The 23,170-nt window shown below is 72.8% G+C and carries 15 protein-coding genes; 2 read left to right on the top strand and 13 right to left on the bottom strand.

All coding sequences use genetic code 11. From position 1 onward, the window contains the following. Nucleotides 1-15 precede the first annotated feature (15 nt). The 10 genes from ACZ6SD_RS06870 to ACZ6SD_RS06825 form a co-directional block, all read right to left on the bottom strand. Nucleotides 16-3,072 carry a BTAD domain-containing putative transcriptional regulator gene (locus ACZ6SD_RS06870; RefSeq protein ID WP_465315965.1) on the bottom strand — a complete coding sequence of 1,019 codons (3,057 nt, stop codon included), beginning with the start codon at nt 3,070-3,072 and terminating at the stop codon, nt 16-18. A gap of 388 nt (nt 3,073-3,460) precedes the next feature. After that, on the bottom strand, nt 3,461-4,093 hold the full coding sequence (locus ACZ6SD_RS06865) for a hypothetical protein (protein WP_465315964.1): 633 nt from the start codon (nt 4,091-4,093) through the stop codon (nt 3,461-3,463). Continuing rightward, nucleotides 4,093-4,680: an RNA polymerase sigma factor gene (locus ACZ6SD_RS06860; RefSeq protein ID WP_465315963.1), complete on the bottom strand. Its 588-nt coding sequence runs from the start codon at nt 4,678-4,680 to the stop codon at nt 4,093-4,095. Before ACZ6SD_RS06860 ends, ACZ6SD_RS06865 begins: the two co-directional genes overlap by 1 nt. A 31-nt stretch (nt 4,681-4,711) precedes the next feature. Then, nucleotides 4,712-5,476, bottom strand: coding sequence for a class I SAM-dependent methyltransferase (locus ACZ6SD_RS06855; RefSeq protein WP_465315962.1), 765 nt, complete (start codon nt 5,474-5,476; stop codon nt 4,712-4,714). Then, nucleotides 5,473-6,492: an aminotransferase class I/II-fold pyridoxal phosphate-dependent enzyme gene (locus ACZ6SD_RS06850; RefSeq protein WP_465315961.1), complete on the bottom strand. Its 1,020-nt coding sequence runs from the start codon at nt 6,490-6,492 to the stop codon at nt 5,473-5,475. Before ACZ6SD_RS06850 ends, ACZ6SD_RS06855 begins: the two co-directional genes overlap by 4 nt. After that, the gene (locus ACZ6SD_RS06845) at nt 6,489-7,835 is read right to left on the bottom strand and encodes a radical SAM protein (protein WP_465315960.1); all 1,347 of its coding nucleotides are present in this window, start codon (nt 7,833-7,835) and stop codon (nt 6,489-6,491) included. The genes ACZ6SD_RS06850 and ACZ6SD_RS06845 overlap by 4 nt, the downstream gene beginning before the upstream one ends. 172 nt (nt 7,836-8,007) lie before the next feature. Then, on the bottom strand, nt 8,008-14,094 hold the full coding sequence (locus ACZ6SD_RS06840) for a hypothetical protein (protein WP_465315959.1): 6,087 nt from the start codon (nt 14,092-14,094) through the stop codon (nt 8,008-8,010). A 3-nt stretch (nt 14,095-14,097) separates the two neighbouring features. After that, nucleotides 14,098-14,769, bottom strand: coding sequence for a hypothetical protein (locus ACZ6SD_RS06835; RefSeq protein WP_465315958.1), 672 nt, complete (start codon nt 14,767-14,769; stop codon nt 14,098-14,100). Between the two features lie 81 nt (nt 14,770-14,850). After that, the gene (locus tag ACZ6SD_RS06830) at nt 14,851-15,510 is read right to left on the bottom strand and encodes a Crp/Fnr family transcriptional regulator (RefSeq protein ID WP_465315957.1); all 660 of its coding nucleotides are present in this window, start codon (nt 15,508-15,510) and stop codon (nt 14,851-14,853) included. Between the two features lie 89 nt (nt 15,511-15,599). Continuing rightward, nucleotides 15,600-16,637 carry a hypothetical protein gene (locus tag ACZ6SD_RS06825; protein WP_465315956.1) on the bottom strand — a complete coding sequence of 346 codons (1,038 nt, stop codon included), beginning with the start codon at nt 16,635-16,637 and terminating at the stop codon, nt 15,600-15,602. A 291-nt stretch (nt 16,638-16,928) separates the two neighbouring features. On the opposite strand from ACZ6SD_RS06825, the gene ACZ6SD_RS06820 reads away from it, so the two are divergent. Further along, nucleotides 16,929-17,594 (top strand): Crp/Fnr family transcriptional regulator, encoded by a 666-nt coding sequence (locus ACZ6SD_RS06820; protein ID WP_465315955.1) that lies wholly within the window; start codon nt 16,929-16,931, stop codon nt 17,592-17,594. Between the two features lie 289 nt (nt 17,595-17,883). On the opposite strand, the gene ACZ6SD_RS06815 is transcribed toward ACZ6SD_RS06820, so the two are convergent. After that, the gene (locus ACZ6SD_RS06815; protein ID WP_465315954.1) at nt 17,884-18,282 is read right to left on the bottom strand and encodes a hypothetical protein; all 399 of its coding nucleotides are present in this window, start codon (nt 18,280-18,282) and stop codon (nt 17,884-17,886) included. 153 nt (nt 18,283-18,435) lie between these two features. Beyond that, nucleotides 18,436-20,937, bottom strand: coding sequence for an SdrD B-like domain-containing protein (locus ACZ6SD_RS06810; RefSeq protein ID WP_465315953.1), 2,502 nt, complete (start codon nt 20,935-20,937; stop codon nt 18,436-18,438). Nucleotides 20,938-21,057: 120 nt separating this feature from the next. On the opposite strand from ACZ6SD_RS06810, the gene ACZ6SD_RS06805 reads away from it, so the two are divergent. After that, nucleotides 21,058-21,810 carry a hypothetical protein gene (locus tag ACZ6SD_RS06805; protein WP_465315952.1) on the top strand — a complete coding sequence of 251 codons (753 nt, stop codon included), beginning with the start codon at nt 21,058-21,060 and terminating at the stop codon, nt 21,808-21,810. Here ACZ6SD_RS06805 and ACZ6SD_RS06800 read toward each other — a convergent pair. Further along, nucleotides 21,794-23,122: a right-handed parallel beta-helix repeat-containing protein gene (locus ACZ6SD_RS06800; protein WP_465315951.1), complete on the bottom strand. Its 1,329-nt coding sequence runs from the start codon at nt 23,120-23,122 to the stop codon at nt 21,794-21,796. The genes ACZ6SD_RS06805 and ACZ6SD_RS06800 overlap by 17 nt on opposite strands. Nucleotides 23,123-23,170 lie beyond the last annotated feature (48 nt).

Genomic DNA, 23,170 nt, shown 5'->3' with positions numbered 1-23,170 from the left:
GCGGTTGCCGACCGCTCAGCCCTCACGGGCGGCGCCGCACGGCTCCGCGGCCGCCAGGTCGGCGTACTGGAAGCCCGCGCCTGCCCTGGGCAGCAGGTCGATGACCTGGTCCACCGAACTCAACATCGCCCACCAGTCGAGCATGACCCGGTCCAGGCGCGCCGGGTACCAGGCCGCGCGTGGATTGTTGATCAGGGCGTAGTGCTCGGCGACCGAGCGGAAGTCCCCGTGCTCGACGGCGTCGCGGGAGGACTCCAGCAACACCTGCTTGGCTTCGGCGGCCACCTCGGCGCCCGCCTCCGGCCCGGCCATCGCCTGCCCGTAGTGCTCGGCGAGGGCGGTCAGGTCGTCGGGGGTGTTGGCGCGCAGCCAGGTCGCCACCGCCCGGTGCATGTCGGCGCGCCGGGCACGGGGGATCTGCCAGTAGGCGATGTGCCGGATCAGCGGGTTGCCGAAAGCCAGGACCCGCTCCGCCCGGCGCCCGTCGACCGGGACCAGCACGCCCGCGGCGACCAACTCGTCCAGCCGCTCGGCCACCCAGCCCGGCTCCCAGTCGGCCAGGGCGGCGACGGCGCCCGCGCGGACCCGGTCGCCGATGACCGCCGCCGCGCGCAGCACGGCCTTGGCGGGTGCGGACAGCGTGTCCAGGCGGGCCGCGATGACGCGCTGCACCCAGTGCGGGACCAGCCTGGCCCCCGCGTCGATCGCGCACCCGCCCGACTTCTGGGCCGGGACGGCCTGCTGCAGGTACTCCTCGACCGTGTCCCAGAACAGGCGGGCGAACTCCACCACCCACCTCGGGTTCCCCGCGACGACCGACGTCAGCGCCGCGCAGAACCGGTCGGCGTCGGCCGCGGCGCCCTCGTCCATCGCGGTCTTGTCCACGTGCAGCCCATGGTCGACCCCCAGCTGCTCGGTCAGCCGCTCCACGGCGCCGTCCGAGAGGCGCTCCAGGCGGATGGTCTTGCCCGGCGCGCGGATCGCGGTCCAGTCGGGGCGGCGCGCCAGCAGTTCCGGCCGGGCGGCCACGACCAGCATCAGCGGCACCGGGCTCACCGACTCGGCCAGCGTGCGCAGCAGGTCGAGCAGGGCGTCCCCGGCCAGGTGCGCGTCGTCGACGACAACGACGAGCGGCTGCCGGGCGGCGGCGGCCTCCAGGACTCGGCACACCGCGGTGACCACCTCGCCAACGGGGTGCCCGCCCGGCTCCGTGGACAGCACCAGCGGCAGCAGGCGGGCCAGCAGCCACCCGGTGTCCTCGACCGAACCCGTGAGCGCGCTCACCGCCGCGGCGACCTTGTCCACGGTGACGGCGCGGTCGTCACCGGCGCGGACGCCGCAGTGGGCGCGCAGCAACTGGGCGGCCGCGCCGAGGTCGTCGTCGGCGCCGAAGCTGTCGGCCTGCGTGAAGTGGACGACCTGGCCCGCGTCTCGCGCGGCGATCCTGCCGAACTCGGCCACCACCAGGCGCGACTTGCCCAGGCCGGGCTCGCCCACCACGGTCACCAGGTGCGGGCGGCGGGTGCGGGCGGTGGACTCCAGCGTGCGCCACAGCTCGGCCAGCTCCTGGTCGCGCTCCAGCAGCGGGGCCACGTGCGGGTCGAGCCGCTGCGCCCGGACGGCGAGGGCGACCCGGCCCCGGTCGTCCGAGTCGGGACCGCCGTGGCTTCGCGGGGCGTCGGCGAACACGACAGCGGCCGACGAGCACTCCCAGGTCAGCCCGCACACCCGGATGCCGGAACCGGCCTGGGAGTCCAGCAGGGCGTGGCAGTTGTCGACGACGGCGCCCGCGACGGCGGCGTCGCCGTCGCCCTGGTGGCGCAGCAGGATCTCGCCGCTGGCGACCGCGGCGCGCACGACCACGGCGGCGGGGTCGAGCCGGTCGCGGACGGCGACGGCGGCGCGCACGGCACGCTCCGGGTCGTCCTCCCGTATCCGTTCCAGGCCGAAGTAGGCGACGGTGAGGTTGCCCGCGGTGCCGGAGACCGCGCCGCCGAGCCTGGCGACCTCGGCGGCGACGACGCCCGCGGCCCGGCCGACGGCGGCGGCGACGTCCTCGACGTCGCCCGCGACCGTGTCGGCGGGGGCCACCCGCACCATCAGGACGCTGATGTCCTTGCGCTCTGCGGCGAGCACGTCGGCGACGGTCCTGGCGGTCTCGCGCTCCGCCCGCGCCGCGGCGCCCGCGCCCGGCCCGGCGTGGTCGGCCGCGACCGGGTTCAGCACCGGCCTCGGGGTCGGGATCAGCGGCGCGGCGGGCGCCGCCGTCTCGGCCCGGGCGGGCCCGACGACCGTGATCGCGGCGGCCGGGACGCCGGTGGCGACGTGGGCGAGGTCGGGGTCGTGCGCGAGGATCGACTGCTCCAGGTCCCGCAGCGCCCGGCTGGGCTCCAGGCCCTGCTCCTCCATCAGGGAGGCGCGCAGCCCCCGGTAGACCGCCAGCGCCTCCTGGTGCCTGCCGCAGCGGTAGAGGGCCAGCATCAGCTGGCCGACCAGGCGCTCGCGGGTGGGGTGCTCCTCGACGGCGAGGGTCAGCTCGGACAGCGCCGAGCGGTGCATGCCGCAGCCGAGCTGGGCGTCGAAGAAGTCCTCCATCGCGTCGAGCCTGCTGTCCCGCAAGGTCACCAGCTCCGGCCAGTCCAGGCCCGCCTCCTCCACGTCGGCCAAGGCGTGTCCGCGCCAGAGGGCCAGCGCCTGCCGCAGCAGCTCGGCGCCCTCCTGCAGGCGGCGCTCGGCCAGCCGCTCCCGGCCCGCGGCCGCGAGCGCGCGGAAGCGCCCCAGATCGATCTCGTCCTCGGGCACGGATAAGAGGTAGCCGGGGCTGCGAGTGATCAACGACAGCCCCGGCACCATGGTGACCGTGCGGCGCAGCGCCCACACCGAGTTCTGCACGATCTTGCGGGCGGACGACGGCGCGCGGTCACCGAACCACAGCGACCGCGCGATCGCGGTCACCGGAACCACGCGGTTGGCGTTGAGCGCGAGCACCCCTAATGTCGCCCGCTGCTTGAGCCCTCCGAGCACGACTGGCTCGTAGTCCCCCGTGACCTCGATCGGACCAAGTATGCGCACGCGCAAAACAGCCCCCGTTCCGCTCTGTCCAGTGACGATCGGCCTGGAAACGGGCACGTTTCGGATGGTCATCCGACCAGACCACGCCACGTCGACAGCGGCGACTCAGTGCGATCCGCACCGAAATGAGCTGTGCGCGGTCGACCGGTGGCCCCTCGCGATCCACCGTGACCGCGCCCCCTTCCCCACTGGTCACGATACCTGGATCACACCCCCGCCCAGAATGGCCTAGATCACTAATCTATTTCGGCGATATAAGGAGACATACGCGCTAACACCGGAGTATTGGGAAACACCGCTTCGCCGCTTCACCGCAGCGCTCGGCGCTGGAGCGCCCTGGGGCGACGCGCGGCGCTCACCCCAGGGCATTCCCCCGGTTATCGACGGTTCACTTGCCGCCCTGTTCGGTGTGGCCGGACGCGGGCTTTCCCGGCTGGACGTCGACGGCGCGCTCGCCTGCCGAGTCGTGGTCCAGTGGGGGCAGCGCGGGCATGCTCACGCAGTCCGGCGCGGCGCCCTTGATCAGGGCCATGCTCAGGGTGACGCCGCCCGCGGGGGTGGCCGCCGACAGCAGCAGGGTGCTGCCCTCGGGGATGCCCGCCGCGTCGAAGGTCACTGTGGCACCGTTCGCCGTCTCGTCCACCACCGACTCGGTGGGGGCGCTGGGGGCGCTGGTGTCGACCGGGAGGGAGCCGACGTCGACGCATCCGGCGCGGGTCGGGACGGCGACCGCGCGCACGCCCAGCCTGCGCAGTTCCTCGTTCGCGCCCGCGACGCCGGTGATGTCGGCGATCGACACGGTCACCTTGCCGTCCGCGTCCTTGGTGACCGCGTAGGCGGCGGGTGCTCCGGTGAGCAGCGTGCTGCTCAGCGCCACCGCGCCCGCCACCGCGAGCGCCGCGCCCGCGATGCCCAGCGGGCGGCCGACGCCACGCCGCCCCCGAACCGCCGGGACGGTGTCGAGCGCGGAACCGTGGACGCGCATCAGGTCGTCGAAAAGCTGATCCTCGAACTTGGTCATCACTGAGTCATCTCCGCTGATTTCCGTAGTTTCGTCCGAGCCCGGAACAGTCGGATGCGCACGGCGCCCGCCGAGACGCCCAGCGCGTCGGCGGCTTCCTTCGGGCGTAGGCCGACTAGATCCACCAGCTCCACGACCTCGCGGTCGAGCCGGGGCAGTTCGGCCAGTCTGGTGAGCAGGGCGCTGCCCGCCTGCTCGGCGTCGATGCGGTCCACCAGGTCGCCGAGCTCGTCGGCGTCCAGCGCCCGCTGCCCGGCCAGCCGCAGCGCGCTGTCCCTGCGCTGGCTGTGCGCCGCGCAGTGCCGGGCGAACACCCGGCTGGCGATGCCGATCAGCCAGGCCCGCGCGGTGCCCTTGGCCGGGTCGAACGTGCCGAACGACGTGATCGCCTGGACGAACGTGTCCGCGGTCAGGTCGGCCACCGTCTGCGGCTCGGCGCTTCTTCGCGCGAAGTACGCGGTGATCGTGCCGACGTGCGCCCGATAAACCTTCTCGAACTCGGCCGCGGCGCCTGCCCTGCTCTTGGGCGGGGGATGCTGTGGCGGCCGCGCCTGGTCGGCCACCGGTCCTTCCAGTGTCTCGCTCACACCCTTAGTTGCCGAGGTCGCGCGATCCCGTTTACACCGCCGCGCCTTTGCGGCAAAACAGGATCTGCTTCGGGGAGGCTCCGGTGAACGGCGACTCGTCGTAGTCGCCGTATCGGCGGACGACGTCGAGACCGGCGAGTCGGCAGAGCGCCAGCAGCTCCTCCGGGAAGAAGCAGCGCATGCTGACCTCTTTGGTGCGCACCGAATCGCCGTCGCGCAGGTAGTCCAGGGTGAAGCGCAGCACCTGCGCCGCCGCGTCGTACCGCGTCCTGGCCCGCACCTCCAGTTCCGTGCCCGCGCTGTCCACGATTGTCTTGTGGTGATAGGACTCCGCTGGCGTGCGGGACAGCTTGGCGACGTTCGGATTGAACACGTCCACGATCAGGGCGCCGCCCGGTTGGAGCGCGTTTCCCGCCGAGACCAGGAAAGCGTGGACCGAGTCCAGATCGTGCAGGTGCTGCATCGCGTTGGTGGCGGAGAAGATCAGGGCGAACCGCCGGTCGGCGCGGATGTCGCGGCAGTCCTGCGCCAGCCAGTCGACGGCGAGCCGTTCGTCGGCCGCTTTGCGGCGTGCGCGGTCGAGCATCGAGGGCATCACGTCGAGTCCGGTGATGTCGACGCCCGCCCGCGCGATCGGCAGGGTGATGCGGCCGGTGCCGCAGGCGACCTCCAGCACCGGGCCGCCCGCCTGGGCCGCGTGGCGCAGGAAGAACGGGATGTCGTGGGCGCGCCCGGCGAACTCCTGGTCGTAGAAGGCCGCGTCGTCGTAGACGGCCATGTCTTCGAGCGGTGTCACGCCGCGCCCTCCGACGGCGCGGCGAACGCGCCGGACAGGCTGGTCAGGATGCCGCCGGACCAGGTGCTCGCGCCGAAGACGCTGGCGGGCAGCGCGAGGACGCCGTGCTCGTGCCGGAGCACGGCGGGCGGGATGTCGACGGGGAAGAAGTAGTTGCCGGGGCACGCGCGCGCCGACGCGGGGATCGCCGACCGGACAGCGCTCGGCAGTCGGGCGAACAGCCGCTCCGCCCGTCCGGCGAGATCCCCGGCGACGTGCCGGGGAACATCGGCGTGCTCGGTCAGCAGGTGGTGGGCGAGGTTGAGCCGTTGCTGGGTCGGCGACTGCGCCCGCAGCGCGGTGGCCAATTCGTCCGCGTCCGTCCCCAGCAGCACGACACCGAACGCGCGCGGCCACAGCCACCCCTTGGTGACCGAGTGCAGCAGCACCGCCTGACCGGTGTCCAGCAGCCGCCGCGTGCTCGGGTGGAACGGCGTGCCCAGGTCGTACACGCTGTCGATCAGCACGCGCCGCCCCGGCGACTGGTCCAGCCACGCCAGCAGCGCGTCGCGCTCGGCGTCGGTGATGAAGCGCCCCAGCGGTTTCCACGGGTTGGCGACCAGCAGGTATTCGGGCCGGTCACCTGGGCGCGCGGCGGGCAGGACCGGTTCCGGCAGGGTCGGGTACCTGGCGGGGGTGAGACCGGCGGCGTGGGCGAGGTCGAAGTAGACCGGGTACACGTCGGCGGGCAGCCACAGCGCCGCCCGCTCGGCCCGCAGCCAGTCGAAGACCAGGCCGAGTCCATGCCGGACCCCTTGGCTCACCAGCGCCCGCCGGGACAGCTCGGCGGACAGGCCGTACCGCTGGAGCCACGCGCGGGCGAGGTCGCACCGGTGCACGGTGGTTTCCGACGCGGCGGGCGGTTCCGGCCGCAGCGAGCCCAGCGCGCGGTACACGTTGGTCTCCGCGGCGTCGAGCAGGCCCGGTTCGCGGCGCGAAAGCTCCTCCCGGAAAGACTGGAACTCGCTGAACCTCACGCCACACCCGCCGCGACCGTCGCGCTGATCTCGCTGGCCCGGTCCTCCAGCGAGGCGAAGCAGCGCCCGTCAGCCATCACGTTCCAGCTGCGCGCGATTCCCTCGGTGCGCTCCCAGAGCACGCTGGGCTCGGTGTACGCGGCGACGCGCAGCGGGTGGCCGCCCCAGCGGCCGTGGTAGATCGGCGCGCCCCACGGCAGCCTGCTCGCCACCGCGAAGCCGTGCCGCTCGGCGAATCCCGTCACCACCGACAGCGACACCTGATGGTCGCGGCTCCAGGTGTTGGCGGTGCGGTCGAAGTAGACCGACTCGGTGCTGGTCGAGACGTAGAGCTCCTTGAAGCAGACCTCGTCCACGCCGAGACCGGCCGCCCACGACAGGTAGTCGGCCACGCCTCGCTCGTCGGCCACCCCGCCGCGCTGCAGCACGCAGATCAGCCGCAGCCGCAGGCCCGGCCACCGGTCGCGCCGCGCGCCCCAGACGCGGACCAGCTCGTCCACCGGTGTGCGCAGCCCCATCAGCCGCTCGTTGACCAGGTCGTCCTGGTGGTGGCGCGACACCGCCAGCACACTGAGCCCCGCCGAGGCCAGCGCGTCCAACCGGGCTGCCCGGTCGTCGTCGCCGCCCTTGGCCAGGACGTGCGCGTTGGTGATCAGGACGACCTTGTCGAAGTGCTCCGCGCAGGCCGCCACCAGCCAGTCGAGCTGGTCGGCCGGGAGCAGTGTCGGCTCGCCGCCGCCGGTGATCACCGCCCGCTCGGCGCCAGCCTGGTCGGCGCGGGCCAGCCACGCCGACACCGTGTCCCGGTCGACCTTGGCCGCGGGCTGGTCGCTGGAGATCGACGCCGCCGAGAAGCAGAACGAGCAGCGCGCCTGACAGGCCGAGGCGATCGGCAGCACCGACACCGCACGGGGCCGCACGTCGGCGTAGCCGCGCACCGCGCCGACGTGCAGACCCAGCGACGCCGCCATCGCGTCCTCCACCGTGGTCGGCCGCAGCGCGACCTCGTCACTGGCCCCGTCGAGCTCGTACACCGCGGACAGCCGGATGCGCTCGGCGTGGAGCACCCTGCCCAGCCCGGTCACCTCGTTGGGCGACAGGGCGGCGGCGTCCACAGCGGTCTCCAGCGCGAGCAGCCGGTTGCCCGGGATCGCCAGCCGGTCCAGCAGCCGCCGCGCCTTGCCGACCCCGATGCCGATTTCGTCGCGCGCCAGCAGGTGGAACCGGTCCGGATAGGTGCTCTCCGGGATGCCTGCCTTGCCGTAGGCGAGCGCGTACTTGTCGAACCCCCGAGCGAAGTTCGACAGCACGATGACGTGGTAACGCTTGTCCGGCTGGCGCATGCGGACGATGATGCCCGACCCCGGCTGTCCTTCCGGGCCGGTTTATCGGATCATCGCCCAGGTCACAGCGCCGCGCTGCCGCCACCGGACGACCCCGGGCCACCCCCGACACCATCCACGAAGGACGGCTCCGCCCGCTGGTCCGCGCCCAGGCCCCGCCCCGCCCCGGCCGTCATGGGGTGCGGAGGTACGCGAGGGTGAACGGCGCGTCGGTTCGCGTGCCGCCGCGGTTGTGGCAGTGGACGACCACTTCCGGGGTGGACACGTTCCACCCGCTGGGAGCGCAGGTGGCCGGGGAGAGCGAGGTCACCAGGAAGCCGTCGGCCGGGTAGTCGGGGGCCAGGCCCGCGGTCGGCGCGATGATCCGGTACGCGCCGACGCCTTCGTGCCGGAGGGTCGGCGGGGCGCCTCGGCTGTCGTGGAAGGAGACGATGGCCGTGCCGTCCGTGGTCAGGATCGTGCCCTCGGCCGTGGGGTCGTGATGCAGGGGACTGCCCTCGACGCGGGTCAGGTGCCAGTCGGCGTCACGGGGCGCGCCGGTGGCGATGTCGAGGCAGCGGACCCGGTCACCGGTCGGGTGGCAGCGGGTGGGGGTCGCGCCCATGGTGGTGAGCTGGACATGGCCGGTCGCGCCCAGTCCGGCCACAACGTACTCCCCCGGCCCGGTGCGCGTGCTGTCCGCGGCGCGGGCGACGAGCATCGGGGTGGGACCCGCGCTGGGCTCGCCGATGAACACGGTGAAGCGGGTGTCCGCTGCTTTGCCCCCCGGGTCGAAGCAGGCCACGTCGGCGAGTTGGTCGCCGCCGTCGCTCGCGCTGCCGGTGAGGACACAGGTGTTCGTCGTGTCGTACCAGGGGGTCAGGTGCGGCAGCCCGGCCGAGGTGGCCATGCCGGGCAGCCGAACCCGGTAGCGGCCGGGGTCGGTGTGGGTGACAGTCGGGTCCTTGGCCCAGCGCGCGGTCAGGATCGGGAACCGGCGGGTCCAGGTCGACCAGGAGAAGTAGGGGTGCAGGGTGGTCTCGACCCGCGGTGTCGGCGGGGTGGTGACGCGGTAGTAGCCCCATTTCGGTCCCGGCGGGTGCGGCCCCGGGTCGAGGGCGCGCAGGTTGCTGGTCGGGGTGGCCCCGGGCATCCGCAGGGTCGCCAGGGCGAAGCGGCGGTCGGCGGGCGCGCCGCCGGGGGTGTGGCAGACGACGTCCGCCCAAACCTCGTTCTCCCCCTGGTTGTCCGCGCTCCAGTGCGCGGCGTGGCAGTCGCCCGGGCGGGAGTCCGCGCTCGTCACCTGCACGGTGTCGCCGTGCGTGCCCACGCCTTTGACGCCGACCCGGTAGCGGCCCGTGGTCAGCCAGGACACCTTCACCGCTCCCCCGGCCGAGTTGTAGGCGTGGCCGACGCCGCCGTGGGCTCCTTCGGTCACCAGGTAGGAACCGGGGCCTGCGGTGAGAGTCGTGCCGTCGGCGTAGGACAGCGCCCAAGCGGTGTCCGCGGGGACGCCGGTGAGCGTGGTGCAGGAGATCCGCAGGCGCGCGCCCGGGGCGACGTCGGCGACGTGGCAGCGGCGACTGTCCTTTCCGCGCGGGGTGACCTGGGGGTAACCGCCGGTCGAAAGACCGGGAGCGGTCACCTCGTACTCGCCGGTGCCCAAGGCCTGGACGGCGCCGCCCGCGCCGAGGCCGGTAGCGGTGTCTAGGGTGGCGACCTTCGCGCGGGGCTCGGTGACCAGGACCGCGAGTTGGGTGTCCGCGGGTTTTTCCTTGGAGTCGTGGCAGCTGATCTCGACCACCTGGTCGGCGCCGTCCGGGTGGTTGTCGACGACCACACAGGACACCGGCTGGTCGCTGCCGCTGACGGTGACGTGCGCGACGGCCCGGGAACTGGCCAGCGCGGGAAACCGGACGGTGTACTGGCCCGGTGAGCCGTGGTGGATCTCGGCGGCCCGGTTCGCGGTGGCCGGATTCTGCTTCCAGGTGCCCCACTGGTTCAAGCCCGGTGGGAAAGCCGCCCGCGCGTAACCCCACTTCGGCTGGCCGAGGACGACCAGCGTGGCCGTGCCGCGACCGTCGAGCACCCAGTCGAGCGCGGCGGCGTAGTCGACGTGTCCTCGGACGTCGGTGCCGAAGGTGTGGGCCACCTGGCCGGTTCCGAGCACCACCTGGTGCTCGCCGGGAAGGAGCCGCAAGGCAGCGACCTCGGTCACGGGCGCCCACCCGGTCACACCGGCGACGCGGAAGGACGCGTGGTCGCTGGTGCGGGCGTCCACGGCCGTGGGGGCGCCGACGGCCCGCAGGGTGGTGTCGCCGCGGCCGCGCAGGACCGGGTCGAGCGCGGGGGCGTAGTCGACGCGGCCGGTCGGCGTGAAGGTGAAAGGCACGGCGCTGGAGCCGGTCGAGGTGACGACCTGGTAAGCGCCCGGGATGAACCGGTACTCCTGGCTGGTTCGGCTGTCCCGCCACAGCGCGTCGGTTTCGGCGACGTGGAAGGCGGGATAGCTGGTGTCCCGGTAGTCGATCGTGAGGGGCTGCCCGAGGACGGTGAGGGTGGTCGAGCCACGCCCACTCAGGAACGAGTCCATGGCGGGGTCGTAGTCGACGCGGTCTTCCGCGTCGACGGTGAACCAGAACTCGTGTTGGGACGCGAACTGGAGCCGGTGGCGGCCCGGCGGCAGGTCGTGGCCCTGGGGGCGGCGGCCGTCGCGCCAGGCCGGGTCGACGTCGGGGACGCGGTAAGCGCGGTAGGACATCGCCGACACGTCGATGGTGAGCCGGTCGGGTCCGGGCGGCTCGAAGACCGGCTCCTCCTGGTCCCCCGGTAGCGGGTCGGGCCGGGTGACCGGATCGCCCGGGCGGGGCGTCTCCGGCGGGGGCGGCGCGACCGCGTTCAACACGGGTTCGGCTTCCAGCGACGGCGTGGACGACGGCCGGGTGGACGTGGGCGGGGGCGATCCAGCGTCGATTCCCCCAACGTCGGGTTCCCCGCCGCCGAGTTCCTCCGGGCCGGACGACGCCGTCGACGGGGGCGGTGCCGACTCGACCCGGTCGGCCGGGCCCGGGTCGGGGCTCGCGGCCGAGACCAGCAGGGCGACGCCCGCGATCAGCGCCACCACCCGGGCCACCGCGGCGGGATTGGCCTGGGCGAACTGCACCACCGGCTCCACCGAGGAGTGCCGGGCAGCCCGTTTGACCTCGTTGACGAGGTCGCCGACGATCCGGGTCACCGGGCGGGTCGCGGCGGTCAGCAGACCGACCGGCTTGGCGCTGGGCGGCGCGCTACCCCGGCCGGTCAGGCCGAGGAGCTCATCGCGGGCGGTGCGAGCGGCGTCCGGCCGGGGCGCCCGGTCGGTCCGCCAGATGACGGCCAGCGCGACGCCGGGCAGGGGAACGCGCACGACGGCCTCGCGCCAGCGCCTGCACGGCAGGTCGGCGTCCTTGGGCGGGCGCCGCTTCCCGTCCAGCGCGTCGAGCAGCGCGACGGCGGTCCGGAACCGCTCCCGAGCGGTGTCGGGGCATTCCCCCTCGACGTCGGCGTAGTGGCCGACAGCCTCGACCACCAGATCCCGGGCATCCTGAGTGGACAGTTGACGCACGGACAGGTCGAGCAGCACGTCCGCGAGCCAGACCTGGTGCAGCGCACTGGGTTCGGCCGCCAGCAGCTCCCGGTAGGCGGCCACCGCCTCGGCCGTCGCGGCGCGGGCGGACTCGTGCTCGCCCGCCAACGCGCGGAGGTAGCCGAGGTTGGCCAGGGCGGCGGCGAGATCGGCCCCGGGGCGCGGGCGCTCGCGGTGCAGCGCCACGATCTGCTCGGCCTGCCCCACCGCCACCACCCCTTCCGCGGCGCGGAGCAGGGTCAGGTTGGTCAGCGCGGCGGCGAGGGCGGGGCGGTGCGCGACCGGGTCGGTCTGGGCGAGGGCGGCGTGCAGGTCGACGGCGCGGTCCAGCTCGGCGGCGGCCCCGGAACGGCCCGCGAAAGCCAGGCGCAGGCCCAGGTTCATCCTGGCGTCGGCCAGCATGGGCCGGTACGCGGCGGGACTGGCCGCCGCAAGTCCTGTGTAGACGGTGACGGCCTCGGTCGCCAACTCGATGGCGCGCGCCGGTGGGCGGGTGCGGCCCGGGGGCGAGAGGTGCTGGGACAGCGACAGCACCGCGGCGGCCAGGGTCGGCAGGTAGCCGTCGGGGTTGGCCGCCGCGAGGTCGCGCAGCAGCGCCACGGCTTTCTCGGCGGGGGCGACGGCGCGGTGCGGGAAGCCCGCGGCGTCAAGAACCCTGGCCAGGCCGAGCAGGGCGGTGGCGAGCCGGGGCGTGTCCTTGGCTCGCAGCAACGGTTCGACGGCCTGGCTCGCCGCGGTGACGGCCTCGTCCAGCTTGCCCGCTTCGGCCAACCGCAGGGCGAGGTTGTGCAGGGCGTAGCCGTGGACCTCCGGTCCGGCGGCCCGGCGCAGGCGTTCCGCCTCGACCGCGGCGGCGAGCGCGGCGGCGGGGCGGTCGTGCTCGGCGAGCCGGTGGCACAGCGCGGTCAACGCGTCCGCACGGTCCTGGCTGTTCGTGTGGTCGGCGCTGTCCGCGCGGTCAGGGCTGTCTGTATGGGCACGGCTGTCCGTGTGGGCAGGACGGGCCGTGTGGGAACGGCTGTCCGCGTGGGCACGGCCGTCCGGATGAGCAGGGCGGGCCGTGTGCTCGACGGCGTGCTGGGCCGCTTCCAGGGCCTCGGCGTGCTGGCCCGCCTCGGCCAGTCGAGTGCTCAGGGCGGTCAGGTCGCGCGCGGTCGGGGCCTGCTCGACCAAGCGACGCGACACCGCGACGGCGATGGCGATGCGAGAGGTGGTGGAGCCGGTCGCGCGCAGGTCCGCGTCGATGTCTTCGACCGTCTCGACCGGGGCTCGCGCGATCTGCTCGGTGATGAGGTCGTTGTGGCGCACCGGGTCCAGGCGGACCAACGGCGGCAGATAAGCGGGGCAGGCGCGGACCAGCGTCTCGATGGACCGGTGAATCCGGCGCGTCCCCACGGGATAGTGGCGGTCCGCGCCCGGTGTGGACAGGGTGCGCACCAGGACCTGGGCCGCGTGGTCGGCGGTCTCCTGGTCGTCGGTGCGGCACACGGCGAGGACGTGTTCGTCCCAGTCGCCGTCGGTGTGGCAGTTCTGGGCGGTGGCCAGCAGGTGCGTGTCGGCCAGCCGGTCCGGCCGAGGGGCCTGCCACAGCGTGGCGTGGTCGCCCGGGTAGGCGGCGGCGAGGGCGCCCGCGGTGGCACGCAAACGGCCGTCGTCCAAGTGGGCCAGGTCGGGGACGCGGCGCAGCAGGTCAGCCCCGGCGGAGACGGTGTCGGGGCGGCGCAGAAACGCCAGCGACACGGCCAGGTCCCGCCAGGAGCCTTCGTCCAGGCCCGCGCGGCGGGCGGCGGCGTGGAAGGCGGCCCGCTCGTGGCGCAGGATGCCCGACAACGGGTCGTCCGCCGCGCTGTCGGGCTCCAGGACGCGCAGCAGGGCCGAGGCGTACAGGTCGAGCGTCGTGGCGAACGGGCCCGGCGGCCGGGTGGTGTCGGGAGTGCGGCCGAGTCTTCGCGCGAAGACCTCGACGGCTTCCGCCCAGAGGGCCGGGGCCGTGGACACCGACTCGGACAGCGCGAGCAGGCGCACGGGATCGGCGTCGACCAGGTGCGCGAGCGGACCGTCACCGAGGTCGCGCCACCAATGCGGCACGGAGCGGGCGAGCAGCAGCACACGGACCGGCGCGGCCGACGCGGCGACCTCCTCGACGAGGTCGGTCACGAACCGCTGGTGCGCCTCGGCGTAGTCCACGACGAGCAGGGCGCCCTTCCCCCGCGACCCGCCCAGAGCGCGAACCGCGGCCCGCACCTGGTCCGACCGCTCGGCCGAACCCGGCACGACCAGGCCCGCGAGCGTCCTGCGGCCGCGAACGGCCTGGCAGACGCGAATCGCCAAGTGCGTCTTGCCCTGGCCGCCCGCGCCGGTGACCAGGCGGACCGGCCGGGAGCGCTCGGCGCTGTGCCAGGCGACCAAGGCCTCGACCTCGGGCCTGGGCACGACCGGAAGCACGTCCGCGCGCGGGTCGAGCCAGGCGCTGGGCCGGTCGGGGCCGGGGACGCGGGGCGGGCCGAACAGGACCCGGGCGGCCTCGGCCGCGGTCTTGGGCGCGCGGGCCGTCCGGTTGGCGATGCCGATGACGCCGCCGCTGACCTCGACCGGGGCGTTGAACTGGATGTCGACGCGTTGCTCGACCCTGGTGAACAGCCGGGGCTTGGCCATGGGTCACCAGTCGTTCTGGATGCCGATGACCCCGCCGCTCATGGTGACCGGCCCGGCGAACCGGGCGTCGAAGCTCTGCCCGCCGGGCTCGCGCCGCTTCTCCGGTTCAGCGGCTTGCCCGGGCAGGCGGGCGCCCGGGGCCCGCAACCACGCCTTGGCGTTGAACTGTTTGACCTCGACCGTGATCGGCTGGAACTCCGCGGCCGAGGCGACGTGCCCGCCGACGACGAGATCGGTGTGCAGGCGGTCGGAAAGGACCTGCACGAGGTTTGCGCCCTCGGCGGCCTTGAGGGCTTCCCGCGCAGCCGGGGAGTCGACCATGCGGGAGACGCCCACCAGCGACTGGCCGCCGAAGCCGTTGGCCGCGACGTCGGCCAGCCCGTGGTCGACAGCGAGCCGCAGCCGCAACCGACCGCCGGAAAGCAAATCCGCCAGTGCCAGCGCGAAGTCCTGCACCACGGCCACTTCCGGCTCGTCGGCGGGGATCAGCGCCATCTCGCCGTCGCCGCTGCCCTGCCGGTGCCAGCGGCTCCGGTCGAGGCCCGCGGCAGCCGCGGCGGCGTCGAGGACGGCGACCAGGTCGCGCTGCAGGACGGACTGGCCGCGGTCGTCCCGGCGGCTGTAGCCCTCGGCGTCGACCGCGAGGCACAGGTAGCGGGTGTAGGAGTGGTCCATGGCGCTTGTCCTCTCGTCTGCGGATGCCAGACACCGTGGCGCAGTGCGGCGGCGGGGACTCCGTACCAGTACGGGATTCGGTTAAGCGGCGCGGAGAGCGTCGAGATCCACCACGACGACGCTGCGGTAGCCCAGCCGGAGCAGGCCCTGGCGGGCGAGGACGCGCAAGGTCTTCTCCGCGGTGGTGAGCCGCACCCCGGCCAACGAGGCGATGTCCTCCTGGGTCAGCGGCGCGCCCAAGTCCCGTCCCTCGGCGCAGGCACGGCCGTGGGTCTCGGCCAGGTGCACCAGGACGCGGCGGATGCGGGTGCCCGCGTCGTGCGAGGCGAAGTCGATCCTGCGGTCGTTGGCCCAGCGCAGCCGCTCGCCCATCATCCCCGCGACCTCGAACGCCGCCCTCGGGTGGTGGTGCAGGAACGTGCGGAACTCGGCCCCGGGGACGACCCGGGCGCTGGTGGCCAGGCACGTCGCCACGGTCGCCGTCCTCGGGCAGCCCAGCAGCACGGCCATCTCGCCGACCGCGTCGCCCGCGGTGCGGATCGAGAGCAGCGATTCCCGGTCACCGTCCACTCCGGACACTTTCACCGCGCCGGTCAGCAGGAGGTAGACGAAGTCGCCCTGCTCGCCCTGGCGCAGAACCCGGCGGCCCGCTGGCAGGGCGACCTCGGTTCCCAGTTCGAGCAGGGCCGCGCGGATCGGCCGGGGCAGCCGACCCAGGAACGACGCCGCGGGCCATCTCATCGCTGTCACCATCGCCCACCCGGCTCCCGGTGTGACACCTCGTGGACCATGTTGCGCCGATGCGGTGACAGCCCGCGGCGTCATTCGGCTCAGCCGACGAAGGCGACGTCGAAGAAGGCGTCGGTGTAGCCGCCGTCCGGCCGGTAGCAGTCCACGGCCACGCCGTCGGCGCTGGTCCAGTAGGCGACCTTGCAGCGCTGGTTGCCCGCCCCGTAGGCGGTCACGTGGGCCAGCCCGCGGGCCAGGTCGACCGGGAAGCGCACTTTGTAGCCGCCCGAGGCCCAGTGGGACACGGTGGTGGCCGCGCCGGGGTTAGTGTCGTAGGCGTAGAAGGGGGCGAGCCCGCCGGTGTCGGACACCCACCCGTAGCCAGACGGTGTCGACGGCGGGCCGAGCAAGAGGTTGGTGTTCTCCAGGTAGGTCAAGGTGAATTGGGCGTTCGCGGGGGCGCCCGCCGCAGTGAAGCAGTGGACTGTCACGTTCTGCGCGCCGCCGCTCGGGCCCCAGCCACCGACCTTGCACCAGCGGCCGTCCGCGGCGTAGCCGGTCACCTGAACGTGGCCGCCCGCGCCGCCGAGGCCGGGCAGGCGCACCGAGTAGGCCCCGGTGCCGAACGTGCTCACCGTGTTGACGCCGCCGGTGGAGTTGTGCTGGTAGGCGGTGGACGGGGTGCCGACCGCGTTGGCCCACAGGTACGCGCCCGCGCCCGTGCCCCGGTAGGTCTGGCTGATGGTGAACCGGGAGTCGGCGGGCGCGCCGGACCTGGTGAAGCAGCGGACGTCGACATCGGTCCCGCTGACGCCGGACGGGGCGCGCCACCAGTCGACGGTGCAGTAGTTGTCGTCACCGCCGTAAGCCGTGACGTGGACGGTGCTGCCGATCGCGGGGACGCCCGGGAACCAGACGGTGTACCAGCCGGTCCCGTTGTGCTTGGCGTGGTTGGCCGCGCCGGTCGAGTTGAACGAGTACGCGCCGCTGAGCGCGTGCCACTGGTTCAGCGGCGCGTTCGCGTCGAAGTTCCAGGCGTAGGCCCGGGCATCGCTCGCGGCGGCCGCCGCGACCCGCGGGCGCGCGGGCTCGGCGTCGGCCACGGTGGCTCCCGCGACGAGCAGGAGCAGGGCGGTCAAGAGGGATCTCATCGTGCCTCTCAGTGGTGAGTGCGGGTTGGTGCCCCCGACGGTCCACCCGACTCGCTGACGCGATCCGGTAGCGATAAGGAATGCCGGAAAGTCATACCTGTCAGGGGTTTGCGGCCGCCGCGGTCGGCAGAGTCGGCGTTGCTGGCTCTCGACGGCGAAGGAGCGCAAGATGATCGAGGCACTGGTGACGATGCTGGTCCAGGTGGCGACGACGTTGGGCGCCACCCTGGCCACCCGGGCACTGGACCGCAGCCGCGTCCGCGACCACCAGGAGGACCAGTGAACTGGCCTACCTCGTCCCTGCTCGGCAGACTGGAGCCGCGACCGAGATCAGCGCTGCTGGAGGCGGGCACCGGCATCCGCCTCACCCCCGGCCGCGTGATCCTGCGCCAAGGCGAGCCGGGCCTGACCGCGTACCTACTGGTGAGCGGTTGTGTGAAGGTGATCGCCAACGACACTGCCCGCGAGTCCCTGCTGGCCATCCGAGTCGGCGGCGACCTGGTGGGCGAGATGTCGGTGCTCAGTGACCGCCCCCGTTCGGCGACCGCCGTGGTATGCGCGCCGACGACGGCCCGAGCGATCCCGGCCGACGCGCTGCGCGCGTTCCTCGTCCGCCAGCCCGAGGTGAGCATCGGAATCGCCGCGGTGCTCAGCGACCGCTTCCGCTGGTCGAACGAACGGCGCCTGGCCATCGCGGCCCTCGACCCCCGCGGCCGGGTGAGCCGCATCCTGCTCAGCCTCGCCGAAACCTACGGGCGCGAACACGCCGATGGCATCGATCTTGGCGCCCCACTGACCCAGGCCGATATCGCCGCGCTCGCGGGCATCCGCCTGCCGACCGCGGAGAAAGTGCTGCGCGCCTTCGCGGAAGCCGGACTGATTCGGCTCGGCTACCGCGATATCCGCGTTCTCGACATCGAAGGACTACGCGCGATCGCCGAATGAGGACGGTGACCGCACAGCGTCAGGCCCCAGCGCCGTCATCGAACCAGGGGGCTCCGTCGGCTATCCATTCCGCCCGGTAGTCCGCGAAGGAAGTCGGCGCGCCGGTGCCCGGGTTGTCGTCGTTGCCGAACTCGAAGCCACATCGCGGGCACACCTCATACGACGGCCTCCCTAGCTGCCGCTCGTAGGGCGGGTCGAGTTGGACTCCATCCCTTGGCGGCCAGTTCTCATACGGGGGCGCCGTGAGACCGCGGCACTCGCACACCGGGCAGGTGAACATGGATCACGGTCACAGGTTTCCCCGGTTCTGGCGGTCGTTGATTTCTTTCAGGTAATACGCGGCCGTCCCGAATGGCGGGCTCCAGCTCCCGGAGGAAGGTTTGCGCGGCTTGACCGGCCGGTGCTTGATCGCGTGGTCGCGGATGTCCTCCCGCACCACTTTCACCGCGCCCGCGAGGAACAGGACCGCGACCGAGCCGATGACGTAGGCGGTCTGCTCGCCTTCCGACGCCTTGGTGGCAACCGCGATCACGCTGCCGACGAGTCCGCCGGGGATGGCGACGACCACGAAGGTCAGCAGGAGCATCCCCAGCAGCGCCAACCACTCCTTGACATCGCGCGGCGGCGGGACATAACCAGTTTTCCCGGATTCCACTTCGGCTCCCCACTGGACGCGACAGGCGGTCACCCGTGACTCGCTCGGCGGAGGTCCGGTGTTACAACCGCCTGACCGCGGCCCGACCTGGCAACGGGCTCCCATTGGGGCATTCAGCGCTCTTCCCGGACCGAGCCTGGGACCGCCCGCCCGCGAGGCTGGGATCGCGGGCGGGCGGAGTCGGGCTCAGTTCTGCTTGGCGCGGCGTTTTCGGCTCAGGAAGGCCAAGGTCGCGCCCGCGGCGAGGACCAGGACGCCGAGGAGGGTCAGCCACGGTAGGCCGGACACGCCGGTGGTGGCCAGTGAACCCTGGGGCTTGGGCGGGACCGCCGTGGTCGGGGGCGGGGTTGACGGCGGGGCGGTCGTCGTCGGCGCTGAGGTCGTGGGCGGCGGCGTGGTGCTGGTCGGCGGTGCTGGGATGTGCACGCCCGCGTCGATCGTGTGGTCTACTTCGCCGGGGTTGGCTGGGGCGGTGACGGGGGCCTGCCCGTCGCACAACTGGCCGGTGGTCGGTGGGTCCACATTGGAATCGTGCACCCGGTCGTCGCCGGTCTGGGGCAGGGTGAACCGCAGGTCGGTGGCGGGCGGCTGGCCCGCGACCTTGCTGGTGTCCGCGGTGCAGACGTTGAACCGCACCGTGTATCGCGCGCCGGGGGTGAGTTCGTAGGCGGCGCCGACGCCGCCGAAGTAGTACTCGCCCGCCGCGTCGGTCTTGGTCCTCGCGACCCGCTTTCCGGTGGCGTCCAACAGGTCGATCGTCGCGTCCGGCAGCCGCACGTCCGCCGGGTCCTGGACGCCGTTGCGGTCGCCGTCGAACCACACCAGGTTGCCGATCTGGATCGGCGCGTTCGCCGCCTGGTACGCGATCGCCCCGAGCCCGCCCGCCTTGCCGAACCCGTTCTGGTTCGGGCCGACGAACTCGTAGGCGTTGGCCGACGGGTTGTTCCCCGGGCCCTCGCCGGTGGCGACGTTGTAGAAGCCCGCCCCACCCGCCGCGACGTGGATGGTCGGGTCCATCTGGGTGCTGACAACCCATTGCAGCTGCGGGATGTAGGCGACCGACCCCTGCGCGGCTTCCTGGTGCGCGGCCAGCCCCGCGGGGCCCTGCTGCGAGAAGTAGTCGCCCGGGAAGTACTCGACCACGCTGGGGCGCTGCCTGCCGTGGTTGAGGTCGTCGGCGTGGTCGGGGCAGTTTCCGGTGCCCTCCCAGGAATATCCGCCGTCGGGATTGACACAGGCCATGGTGATGTCGCCACCGGAGAAGCCGTTCTCGGTGGAGTTGTCACCCGGCCGCGGGTCCAGCCCGCCCCAGCCCACCACGTCCATCAGCCGGTCGCGGAAGCCGAGAATCATCGACCCCTCGCGGGTGAAGGCCAGGCTGGCCAGTTGCGGCTGCGGATCGATCACCGCGCCGCCGCCGGACACGTCGTGCTTGTCCCAGGTCGCCAGGTCGGTGTTCCACGGGTTCCAGTGGTGAGTCTGGTCGCTGGACCGGCCCGCGAGGACTTCGCCGCGCTCACCGGTCAGGGTCTGGGTCAGCACCGTGGTGAAGCGCGTGCCGTCATAGGTGTAGACGACGACCTTCAAGTCCGCGCGGTTCTGCGTGCTTTCCGCGCTGCACACGCCACCGACGTACAGAGCGCCGTCGTGCGCGGTGACCGAGAACGGCCGCCAGTCGGTGGGCGCGGCGCAGCCCGGGTCCGGGACCGGCACCGTGGCGGCGGGCGCCGCGGCGGTGGCCCCGGTCGCCTCGAAGCTGACCAGGCTCCGGGTCAACAGGTTCAGCGCGTACAGCGTGGCGCCGTCCTCCGACAGGGCCAGGCCGCCGATGCTTTCCTTGCCGGGCGCGCCGGTGAACCCGGCGTCTTTGATCATGTTGCCGGTGTCGTGTTGCGTCACCGCGGTGCCGGGCACCTTGGCGAACAGGGTGGGCGCGCCGCCGCCGTCGGCCGGGACGGTGTAGATGGCGTCCCCGCCTTCCGGGCCGTACAGGGCGTGCCGCCGGGCGAAGGCGCTCTGGAACAGCCTGCGCCGGTCCTTGTCGTAGGCCAGCCCGAACGTCGTGCCCACCTGGGCCTGGGTGGCGAGCGTGGTGGGGCAGGCGACAGTGTCCGGGCACGTGCCGCGGGTGTTCACGCCGAACGCCACCAGCGCCCGGGTGTCCGTTCCGCCCGCGCCGCTCTGCACCGGCACGAAATACCGGGAATCCGGCAGGGCGTAGTGGGCCGGGTTCCAGACCCCGGTGATCACCGAGTCGTTCTTGCCGTCCGACACGTCCACGAAGGTGGTGAAGCTGTCGAAGTGGTTGGCCGCCGTCGACGCGGGCGCCGCGCGCAGATATTCGCTGTAGGGCGCGGGAACGGTGACATCGACGCGGTAGTGGCCCCCGGTCAGCTCGGTGGACGGCGGCACCACGACTTTGCCGGTGGCGTCCGTAGTTCCGGTGACCAGTCCGCCTTCCGGATCGGAGATGTCCACGTGCATGCCCTGCTGCGGCACGTCCATCGTCGTGTTGATCATACCGGTGCCGAAGAAGTCCCGCAGCACCTGGACCGTCAGCGTGCCGTCGTCGGCCGCCGCGGCGGCCGTCCCGGCCGTCGCCCCCGTCAGGCCGCTGCTCGCCAGCAATAGACCGGCCAATCCCACCCAAGCCGATCGACCCATCCGCGTCCGGGCTCTCCGGCTCATCGCAGTCCCCTCTGAAAGTCGTGGTGAACCGTCACAGACAACCAGAACGGCGTCGCCGGTCGGGCCGGATGGCCGGGTGAATCATGGGGTGAATCCGGGAACCTGTTAGCGTTCCGCCGCGTGCGCAGAAAGCAAGCGTGGCAACGCCTTCCGCGCTGGGCGGCGATCGCCGTCGGCGTCGCGGCCGTCGCTGTGGCCGCGCTCCTGGTCATCGATCCCTTCGCCGAGCCCGCCGGTCCTCGGCCGCTGACCTCGGACGAGGTGAACCGGCTGGCGATCGCGCGGTTCCGCAACCACGAGGCGGGCGGGCGCGCGGTGACGATCACCGTGCCGACCGCCTCGGGTGGGCTGACCATCACCGGGTCCATCGACTACCGGGCCAAACTCGGTTACGCGGTCGTGCGCGGCGCCGGGCGCGACACGTCCAGCGACGGCCTGATCCAGTGGAACACCACCACTGTGTTCGTCCACCCGATGGCGGACGCCCCGCCGCAAGCGCCCGCGGCACCGCCCGAATCCGCCTGGCACCGCCGCCCGCTGCGCACCTCCGGCAGTTCGCTGGACAGCGCGCTGCTCATCGCGCTCACCCTGGGCAGCGACCGGCCGGACAACGCCGAACTGCTGCCGCAGAACGGCGCCGCCTGGGTCGGTCACGACCAGGTGCGCGGCCGCGAGGTCGACGTCATGTCCGGGCCGGGCGCCCGCGCGCGGCCCGACACCGCGGGAAACGTCCGCTACTGGATCGACGCGGACGGCGCGATGCACCGCGTTCAGGCCGACGTGGCTTCCGAGCCACGACCGGTGGTCATCGATTTCGACACCCACCCCTACCTTCCGGTCCAGCAGGCGCCCGGGGTCACCCCGACGCGGTAGCCCGCACCAGCGCGGCATCGGCCAGCAGCGACGCGGGCGGCAGCGGGATCAGCGCGACATCCGGCAGGGCGGGAACGGCCGGAACAGCGGTGGCGCCGCTGGCAGGGTGGGGAAATCCCGGCTGTGGGGCGGGCGCGGCGACTTCGGTGAACGGGATGCCGCGCGGTGGCCGCGGATTCGCCCACGTGCCGGACGGCGACTGGTCGGCGACCGGGCAGGCCGAGGTCGCCGCGAGCGTGGCGGGCGCCGTCGTCGTGAGTTCGTTGCCGCGCAGGCAGTTTCCCCGTCCCTGAGTGGTGGTGGGGAACGTCCAGCCGACGTCGACGCCGTTGGCGGTGAAGGTGTTGTCCACGATCTGGTTGCCGTTCGGCGGAATGTCGGCGGTCGCGGTGATCACTAGGCCCGCGGTGGCATTGCCGTCGATGCGGTTGCGGACGACCTGGTTGTCGCTGCCGCCGTCGATGCCGACGCCGACGCCCCACCCGCCGTCCGCCTGCTCGGGCGTCGCTTCCTGCTGGTTCGCCGCGATCAGGTTCCCCACGACGTGGGAACCCTGCTGGGGAAGCAGTTTCTCCTGGTGGTCGGAGTTCGTGGTGAGCCCGACCCGGTTGCCGACGAAGCGGTTGCCGACCACGTACATGTCCCCGCTGGCGTTGGTGCCCTCGTAGCCGACCGCGTTGAGTTCGGCGATGTTGTTCCGCACCACGATGCGACAGGGCTTGCATTGCCCCACATAGATTCCGGAGTCGGCCGAACCCGAGGCGTAGGAGTGCTCGATGACCCCGTCTTGCGCGGAGAACGCGTAGATGCCGTACAGCCCGTTGCGGGTGGCGGTCACATGGGAGACCAGGAACGACTTCAGGAAGGTGACCGGCTCGTCGCCGGTGTCGTAGCCGTCGTGGCCCGGGGTGCCGGTGGCCGCCTTCGCCGAACCGGTGACCAGGACGCCGTTCTGCGTGTTGTTCTTGACCGTCAGGTTTTCCACGGCCACTCCGGGCGCGGTGACCACGATGCCGTTCGGCCGCCGCGTCTGCCCGTCGATGACAACCGTGTCACGGGATTCGCCGCGCAGGGTGACCTGGGCCTTGTCGACCTTGACCGACTCGCGGTAGTCGCCCGGCGCGATCAAGACAAGGTCACCGGGCTGGGCCAGGGCCACCGCGGCGGAAATCGTCGGGGCGTCGGCGGGCACCCGGATCGTCACGTTCGCGCCCGCCGGTCGAGTGCCTTGCCCCACCCCGGAATCGTCAGCGCAACCAGCCAGGACCAGTGCCTGCGAAACCACAATCAAAGCAAGACCGAGACGACGCATGGGCTCAGTCTGGCATGGCCGCCGGATTCGCCTGCGGCAGACCGAATC

It is taken from the genome of Actinokineospora sp. NPDC051303, assembly GCF_055586285.1.
The sequence above is the reverse complement of the archived record's forward strand: the minus strand, read 5'-3'. Positions and strand labels throughout refer to the sequence as shown.

Coding starts and splice junctions, on each gene's coding strand:
- ACZ6SD_RS06865 (WP_465315964.1), bottom strand. CDS start 4,093: ATGACCAAGTTCGAGGATCAGCTTTTCGACGACCTGATGCGCGTCCAC.
- ACZ6SD_RS06845 (WP_465315960.1), bottom strand. CDS start 7,835: ATGCGCCAGCCGGACAAGCGTTACCACGTCATCGTGCTGTCGAACTTC.
- ACZ6SD_RS06840 (WP_465315959.1), bottom strand. CDS start 14,094: ATGGCCAAGCCCCGGCTGTTCACCAGGGTCGAGCAACGCGTCGACATC.
- ACZ6SD_RS06835 (WP_465315958.1), bottom strand. CDS start 14,769: ATGGACCACTCCTACACCCGCTACCTGTGCCTCGCGGTCGACGCCGAG.
- ACZ6SD_RS06830 (WP_465315957.1), bottom strand. CDS start 15,510: ATGAGATGGCCCGCGGCGTCGTTCCTGGGTCGGCTGCCCCGGCCGATC.
- ACZ6SD_RS06810 (WP_465315953.1), bottom strand. CDS start 20,937: ATGAGCCGGAGAGCCCGGACGCGGATGGGTCGATCGGCTTGGGTGGGA.
- ACZ6SD_RS06800 (WP_465315951.1), bottom strand. CDS start 23,122: ATGCGTCGTCTCGGTCTTGCTTTGATTGTGGTTTCGCAGGCACTGGTC.